An 8,128-nucleotide genomic window follows, 5' to 3' on the forward strand; every position below is an offset into this window, starting at 1 on the left:
GTGACCTGCCCCCTGCTGGTCCCTCATTCATAATGAGAGTCTGCAGGTTGGATTAGGGTATTCGGCTTTGTCATCTGGCGCAAGCGCGCCGGGCGCGGAGCCCTCAAATTGCTCAAGCGTCCGGCGCGCTTGCTGCGGGGTCTGGTTGGCCAGGGACGAATGCGGGCGGTCCGTATTGTAGTCGTAGCGCCAGAGGGCCAGCTTCCGACGTGCGTCGTCCAGGCTGTCGAAGATCTCTTCGTTCAACAGCTCGTCCCGCAGGCTGCCGTTGAAGCTTTCGATGAACGCGTTTTGCTGCGGTTTTCCGGGGTCGATGTAGTGCCACTGCACTTTCTTCTCGTCGGCCCATTTCAGGATGGCCCGACTGGTGAACTCGGTCCCGTTGTCGCTGACAATACAGCCGGGCTTGCCGTAGACCCGGATGAGGGCGCTGAGTTCCCGGGCAACCCTTGCCCCGGACAGGCTGGTATCGGCAACCAGGCACAGGCATTCCCGGGTGCAGTCATCGATCACCGCCAGGATCCGGAACTTGCGCCCGGCACCAAAGCTGTCAGAGACGAAGTCCAATGACCAGCGCGCGTTGGCGCACGGGGCCGACGGCATCGGTGTTCTGGTGCCACGAGCTCGCTTCCGGCCGCGCCGTCGTTTTACGGACAGCCCTTCCTCGCGGTAGATGCGATACAGCTTCTTGTGGTTCATGATCATGCCCTTGCGTTCCAGCAGGACGCCGATCCGGCGATACCCGAACCGACGCCGCTTGCCCGCGATCTCCTGCATCTCCTTGCGGATATCGGCACTGTCCGGCGGGCGTTCACGCCGGACTGTCTTGGGATCGACACCAACCAGCCGACACGCCCGGCGCTGCGAGATGTCATGATCTCGCATCACCCGGAGCGCCGCGTCTCGCCGCTTGGTCAATGTCGTCAGCTCTTTCCCAGCAGGTCTTTCAACACGACGTTGTCCAGCATGGTGTCCGCCAGCAGGCGCTTCAGCTTGGCATTCTCGTCCTCAAGGGCCTTCAGCCTCGCAGCCTCGGACACCTCCATGCCGCCATACTTGGCCTTCAGTTTGTAGAATGTCGCCGTGCTCAAGCCGTGCCGGCGACACACCTCCGCAGTCGGCATTCCGGCTTCCTGTTCCTTGATCATCCCGATTATCTGCGCCTCGGTGAAACGGCTCTTTCGCATGTGTCTGCTCCTTCAGAGTTGGCGCAGACTCTACATCAAGGTGAGGGATTTCGCGGGGGGCAGGTCACTGGGAATAGATGCAGGTCGCCTGACGCTCGACATGCCAATAGATCATGACGCCCCGCCCACCATAACGGGCGTGCCATTCCGTCATCAGGTTTCGGTCCCAGGCCCCGAATTTGGTGGAATCTGCCGCGCAGGCTGTTCCTGCATCACCCCATACGGCCGGATTCCGAACCGCTAAAGTGGCATCCGCAACCTTGGCCGCCGCAGCCCGAAGTGAGGCCGGATCGATATACCGGCGGCGAATGTGCAGCAGTTCATCATAGCTGGTCCCGGGTACCCCAGCGGCCACCCGCTTCAAACCGGCATTGGTGCCCAGACCGTAAAGGCACAGAAGCAAGCGCTGGTCTCTGACTTTGCGATCAAGCGCCTCTCGACTCGCTGAGGTTTCAAAAACATCCAGAAACCCAGTATCCAGCGCGGTTTCCTTCAGCGCATCGAGCAGGCCTGTCATCGGCCACCGTCTACCGATTTCTGCCTTCAATGAAAGGAGACCGCGCGGTTCGGGGGCTGGCGCAAAAGGCGTGATGTGAATCCGGTTTTCGCCAGACCATCGAATCCGGACCAGATCATTGGACGGTAAAGTCTCATTCAGTTCACGCAGCTCGAATTCCAATTGCTCACGGACTGAGCTGGAAAACTCCCGCGCATCCTGAGTGAGTTTCAGCCCGGCGTAGTATGCTGCGCGCATTTCTGAGAAATCCTTTGGCAAGTCGTTATCCGGATTGCGGTAGCGGTCCGCGCCTTCGACCCAGATTTCCTTGGCCCGGATACGATCTCGTAACTGCGTTAGGACACAGAGTTCATAGGAAATGACGTTCAGCCGACCCCGATGATCAAAAACGGTGTCACGCCATTTTCGCGGGATGGATCCGTCGGGAGCCAATGATACCGGAGCGACGCGTCGCCCTTCCTCGTTCAGGCGAGCGATCAAAGACAGAGCATCGAGGATTGGGCGCCAGCTTTCGTTGTTCGAACGGAACTTCAGGACAGATAGCAGCGACGGCAACATTCGGCGGTAATGGCTGGCCCAGGACCCCCGCATCACCATCTGGATCCGCGTATCCAGCGGGCCCTTTGCGCGATGTTCGTCGATAATCGCTTTCAGTTTCGCAGCACATGCAATAGGAAAGATCACATCCGAAACCCTGCCATTCGGGGTCATCATCGCAGCCGTGGCGATATCGACCAGCAATCGCTCCTTGCCGTGAACCTTCTCGATGTCGGCAGCAATTCTACCGATCACCTTGCGCCGGGATTTCGTGCCGATCCGGTGAACCACATCAATCAACAGGTCCACCAGCCCATCAATCAGCTGCGATTTGCGAGACATTATATATAGGGCCAGCAGCCCAATCCGTTTCTCCTGGGCATGACGGCGCATTTCATAGGCCGTTTCGCCTTCGACGCGGCGCGCAAAGTGCCTGAGCCAAGATGGATCGGCGGCATCCGATATACCAAATGGAAGATCAAGGCCCTCTATGAAGGCCAGCCGGTCTGCGGCCTCCAGAACATTATCCAGCGTTGCAGCACCAACATCATCTTTCAGCCGCAGAAAACCATGCGCTCCTCGTGGTTCGGCAAGGCATTCTTCCAATGCCACTATCGCTTTCTGCGAAACCTGGCCCGTATACTCTGTCAGAAGATTTTCCTGGAATGCATGCAGCGCAGATCGGGCCGAGCGCTCCATGATTTTCCGCGAGGGTACGAATATCGCTTCCTTCAACGCCCATCGGAAACCTAAATCAATGAGAGGTCCAATGGCTGGGCCTGTTGTGGAACTCGCATGAACAAGGACAGAATGCAGCTTCGCACGATCTCTCTCATTCGCCCGTCGAAACCCCAGATGGCGCAAGATATCATGGCGGTGACGGCGGGCGGCATCAGATTGCAGATCGTATAGATGAACATTGCTGCCCAACTGCTCCTCGACAAAATGGATGCAGTCGGCGGCAATTTCATCCAAAGACCCCGGGAAATACCCGTGACTGCGAAACTGAACCAACTGAAGTGCCAACCCCGCGCGCATCGCACGCCGGTACCCCTGAACAAAATCCAACTCGCCAAACGACAGGCTCCACACCTTCAGCTCGTCACTTTCCATCCAAATGCTCCCCTTGACCGACAGGGTGAACCTCCAGAGAAATCAGAAAACCGTCAAGCGCCCTCTTGTTCCACTATTGTTCCTCATAACCCCGATCTGTGCACGTTCGGGGCGGTTGGGCCTTCAAGCAGTAAGGGTTCCGTATATTCTACCCGCAGCCGGTACATCGTTCTGTGTGGCTGCAGATGCCCTTCCCAAACGCAAGTTCGCTGGCTCAGCCGGTCGCATGACCATTCAGGATAGACATCGGCCATGTCCGCAATCTGATCACCAACAGTTATCATCAGGTACAGTGCCCCCCATGTTCGTATTCGCGCGTGCAGGCTTCACGAGGCCTGGTGCGGATGCGATCCCAGCACCCAGAGCTGGAGCAGCCAGGGACGAAACAGGTGCCGCAGGTTTCAAATGCCCGCTCGGTGTCATGCCGAGCGCACCATGTTCGAGCTGGACAGTCTGTGCGCGATGATAGGCCTGCAGAGCGGTCTCGCCGGCCCTTTCGCCGAACAAATCGTCGAACGTCGATTGGATAACCGCAGGATCGAAGCCAACCCGCTTCAGGTTTTCGAGGCGTTCGATGAGGGTGAGCAAGTCCGCCGCCCAAAGCTGCTGGTCGCTCCTTTGAGCCGGCCAACGATCGGTAAAGAGGTCCGGGTAATGTGCCGGATTGCGAACTTCCAGCAACCGCAGGTTCTGTTCGGCATTGCGGATCTGCCAGCGCATCCGCTTGGCAATCGCAATCACCTCATCGACCAGGCTATCGTTTGCAGGGCCGGCATCGATTGCAATCGCTGCGATAATGACGGCCGGGGGTTTGCGTTTGCCACGGTGATCGTCGTGCTTGCGATAGCGTTTGTCGCGGAACCTCTTGATCAGTTGCAGGGCAACCACGCGAGGCGATTTCTGGTCGAGCGGGACATGCACCGGCATCGGTTGGGTATCTGCCTTTTGCAACGCCAGACCAGACGTCTCATTTGAAAGCCGCGTGGCCAGTTCGGTGTAGGTTTCGCCGTCTACGAGGTAACGACGCGCATCGAAGCGCTTCTGAAACGCCTCGCTGATCTCGACGCGAGCATTGAAGTGATCGGCAAACCCCTTCGGATTGATCTCCTTATGGTACCGCTCGTCCGTCTCAGGCTTGTAGTGAAACAGGGTCGCCACGCGTTCTGGTGCCCCATCGATGCGAACGACCGGCATCAGATCGACCGTGACGCCGTCCGGGTAGGTAACCGTGACACAGCGACTGTTTTTCTCAATCAGGTAGTCGTAGTACTTGCTGCCTTCTTCCCCCTTGATCGCTTTGTACAATTGTTCAAGCACCCATGCCGGGTCGGTGCCAGGAGCGATCGCGATCTCAAGCACGGCATCAACGTCGTGCTGGTCGGTCTTCAGGCGTGACCGTGTCGCGGCGTGGATTGCAAAGCTGCCAGAAGGGTAGATCTCAAGGACCAAATCTTCGAGAGGGCTTCCAGGGCGGTCGACATGCTGAGCGAGCCCGCGAAAATGGCGGTCAGCTTCGTCGTGCATAGTGCGTGTGATCTGGATGGCACGTGCAACGTCCATCAGCGCAGCTTCTACAGGGTCGATCTCCAGGCTGCGGGCGAAATCTTCGAGGTTCGTCCTGATATTCATCTTCTTCTGCCCCCTCAGGCTTGACGGATTCGCTGATCCGTCTTACAGTTTTTGACGTTTTCGTAGGGCGGAAAGCGAAAAAAGAAGCCGCGAGCAAGCGGCAGGAATCCTACGATATCGTCATACTAACACATGCGGGAGCGTCATGTCAAATTCTACGGATTCCAATGGTGGGTTCGGTGACAGGTTACGTCAGGCCAGAGAAGCGCGAGGGATCAACCAAACGGAACTTGCGGCGAAGACTGGGTTACAACCATCAGCAATCGGCCATTTCGAGAAGGAGCGGCGCAAGCCTTCGTTTGCAAACATTAGGGCCCTCGCGAAGGCATTGAGCGTTACGTCAGACTACTTGCTAGGCAGGACCAACGACATGGCGGGAGCAACAACGGCATTTCGTGGTGAAGAGAACCTGTCAGACGACGACCGAGAGCACATCCAAATGATGATCGACCTCATGAACCAGAGAAAGTCGGGTCGTTGAGCAAATTCCGAATTCATATGGCGCGGCGCCAAGGTGAACTCAAAGCAAGAGAAAAAGGCTACGATGCCTTCCCCGTTGATCCGTTTGCGATCGCGGAGAGCGAAGACATCTTGGTCGAGCCAAAGGATCCGGGCCGGGTTGGCGTGAGCGGCGGGATCATCTTCCATGATGACAGCGTTGGCATCTTCTATGCGACCGATATCAAGAGCGAAGGGTTTCGCAGGTTTACCGTGGCTCACGAACTTGGCCACTATTTTCTTGAGGGGCATCCCGAGGAAATTCTGAAGACCGCTCCGATCCACATGTCCAGGGCCGGGTTTTCACAAGGGATGAGTTCGATAGAGCTTGAGGCGGATCATTTTGCGTCTGGTCTGCTCATGCCGTCGAAACTCGTGGGCGAGGTCATCGGGGAAAGCCGTGTCGGTCTGGATGGGATCATTGCGCTAAGTCAGCTGGCAGAGTGCTCGCTCACGGCTTCTGCCATCAGAGCCGCCGAATGTTGCGACTATCCGATGGCGGTTGTCGTCAGTTCCGGCGACAAAGTCGCATATGCGTTCTTGTCTGAAAGCTTCAAAAAGCTCGACAAGCTCACGTTCCTCAAGAAGGGTACTCCGCTGCCCCGAACCCATACCCTGCGGTTCAACTCTGATACGCAAAACATCCGGTCCGCGCGCTCGATATGTGGACAGACCAGTCTTGCTAAATGGTTCTCTTGCGGGCGACGACTTGCGTTGGATGAAGAAGTCATAGGTCTCGGCGCTTACGGCTTCACTCTTACCATCCTTTCCAGCGAGGAACTTGCCGACGACCCTGATGACGAAGCCTACGAAGAAGAATCCTCATTGATTGAGAGCTGGACCCCCAAATTCGCGCGAGGTCGCTAGCGTAGCCTTTCTCACCAACTTCCAGGTTCTCGTTGTGTATTTGACGCTGGAAGAAGGTAGTCCCGCGCGTAGAGCTTCGCCAAACCAGAGCCAGATTTCACTTTCGATCGTGGCGCTCTTTTGCCCATACGAAAGTCGTACCGACGGCAGCATTGGCTTGCTGCACGCTGAACACTTCCGGTTCGAACGCGCCCGCCCATTGCTTTGTATCGCGATGTTCCGGGTGGTGTTTGTCGGTCAGCGCGTCGAGAAACTCTTCGTAAGAGTAGGGTCCTCCACAGTCCTCTGGCGGGCAGGCTCGCTCTCCGTCAACACAGGCAGGAAAGTCCAGATCTGGTCTTCCGGTTGGTTTGCTAATCCTCTCAACGGTGACGAGATGCCGCCAGCCATCGCCGAAATCATAAGTGTATGTGAACTGACTGCCTTTCTTGACCAGCTTTCCAAGAGTAAACCTCTTCTCGTCCTTCCGTCCATCGGTAGGGTCCCAGCTGTCGTCACTTTCGTCGCGGGCCTCGAACCTGTCTTCGCCATTCTCGAACTCATGCAAATGATAGTCTTGCCAAGGCATAGCGCCCTGGAGAACGGAATGCAGGATGTCCAAGCTGATGTCATTCGGCACGAGGATACGGCGCCAGATGGCTGGTTTGATGCCAACCAGTTCGATTTTTAGCTCAATCAAAGTGTGTCCCGCCTGTTTTAATGGCCCTGCCGTTGAAGTATTTTTTGATCCTTAAATTGAGGCATTCAAGGGGAACATTGGCCCCTCCTGCCCTTTGGTCAGGACCGCGCCCTACTCGGTCGGCTGCACGCAGCCGCCCTCCCCGAGCTGAAACGCCGCCTCTCCCTGCAACGTGCCGCTGGCCGTGCCGTCTCCTCCGGAGCCAGCCCGACCAGCCGTCGCATGGTCGTGGCAACGCTTCATCTCGGCCGTTCGGTAACGGTCGCTGGGGCAGGCGTGTGACATCAGTGATCACGTACCTCGCGTCTCGGCCGGGGTTGGTCCTCGCTTTGCCGGACACGCAGCTCCGCGCCGCGATCATGGGTCGCAAGCGATGTCCGACGACCGCCGGATTGCATTGGCCGCAGCTGGCAGAAGGCCGGTGATGGTCGCGCTGTGCAAATCCAAGCTTTCGGGCTGCCGTAGAGGGTCCGTTCGAAATCCTGGTGATCCGAGCACGGTATCGATGCTTCGACGGTCTCCCTGGTGCTCTTCCAGACAACACACATCGGATTGCCACGAGAACCAGCCGTCGGGGCACATGAGACAGGGTCAGGGAAAGCGCTGCCTCGTCCGGGTTCGGATCGGGGCAAGAGGTCAGAAGAAACATCGCACCCCGCCGCATCTTTGTCGGCAGTTCCTCCACCTTCCTTCGCGGCCACCGCGCTTCTCCCGATGTCTGAGTTGCATGTCATGCTGGTCGCAGCTGTCGTCCCGCCCACAAAGGTTGTCGCCGATCTTTTTCCCCTGACCCTGCGGGCCATTCCTCGCGAAGCAAAAAGACCTGCGCCTGCCCCTCTCCGCTTCGCTTCGCCATCGGTGTGGCCGGGCCTTGGCCAGCTGCAAGGTGACCATCATTGCAACGCAAACAAGGAGAAGAGCAATGACCACGAACTGCATCAAATTCACCAGCGCCGACATCGAAACCGCCAAGGGCGTCGGCTCCATCTCGACCCTGACATTCGACCTCGACATCACGGTCGAACCCGTCGCGAGCGCGAACCCGATGGCCCCCACGCACCGCGTCCTCGGCCGCTCCCCGCGCGGCAAGCTGGTCGAGTG

Annotated in this window: 6 protein-coding genes; 2 read left to right on the plus strand and 4 right to left on the minus strand. The window is 57.8% G+C overall.

From position 1 onward, the window contains the following. Positions 1-27: 27 nt before the first annotated feature. The 3 genes from ACP15R_RS27205 to ACP15R_RS27215 form a co-directional block, all read right to left on the minus strand. Positions 28-1,187 (minus strand): IS3 family transposase gene (locus ACP15R_RS27205; RefSeq protein ID WP_424988599.1). Its coding sequence is split into 2 segments (ribosomal slippage): positions 28-938 and positions 938-1,187, totalling 1,161 coding nucleotides; the frame shifts between segments, so codons are not numbered across the junction. A gap of 64 nt (positions 1,188-1,251) precedes the next feature. Then, positions 1,252-3,354: a Tn3 family transposase gene (locus tag ACP15R_RS27210; RefSeq protein ID WP_424988958.1), complete on the minus strand. Its 2,103-nt coding sequence runs from the start codon at positions 3,352-3,354 to the stop codon at positions 1,252-1,254. 267 nt (positions 3,355-3,621) lie between these two features. Next, the gene (locus ACP15R_RS27215; RefSeq protein WP_424988959.1) at positions 3,622-4,983 is read right to left on the minus strand and encodes a nucleotidyltransferase domain-containing protein; all 1,362 of its coding nucleotides are present in this window, start codon (positions 4,981-4,983) and stop codon (positions 3,622-3,624) included. 145 nt (positions 4,984-5,128) lie between these two features. Here ACP15R_RS27215 and ACP15R_RS27220 point away from each other — a divergent pair, with 145 nt between their 5' ends. Together ACP15R_RS27220 and ACP15R_RS27225 are read left to right on the plus strand one after the other, a co-directional pair. Continuing rightward, the gene (locus ACP15R_RS27220; RefSeq protein WP_081979695.1) at positions 5,129-5,464 is read left to right on the plus strand and encodes a helix-turn-helix domain-containing protein; all 336 of its coding nucleotides are present in this window, start codon (positions 5,129-5,131) and stop codon (positions 5,462-5,464) included. Next, positions 5,461-6,348, plus strand: a complete 888-nt coding sequence (locus tag ACP15R_RS27225; protein ID WP_424988960.1) for an ImmA/IrrE family metallo-endopeptidase — start codon at positions 5,461-5,463, stop codon at positions 6,346-6,348. The genes ACP15R_RS27220 and ACP15R_RS27225 overlap by 4 nt, the downstream gene beginning before the upstream one ends. Positions 6,349-6,445: 97 nt before the next feature. Here ACP15R_RS27225 and ACP15R_RS27230 read toward each other — a convergent pair whose 3' ends face one another. After that, on the minus strand, positions 6,446-7,027 hold the full coding sequence (locus ACP15R_RS27230) for a plasmid pRiA4b ORF-3 family protein (RefSeq protein WP_424988961.1): 582 nt from the start codon (positions 7,025-7,027) through the stop codon (positions 6,446-6,448). Positions 7,028-8,128 lie beyond the last annotated feature (1,101 nt).

This window comes from Microbulbifer sp. S227A (genome assembly GCF_049800935.1).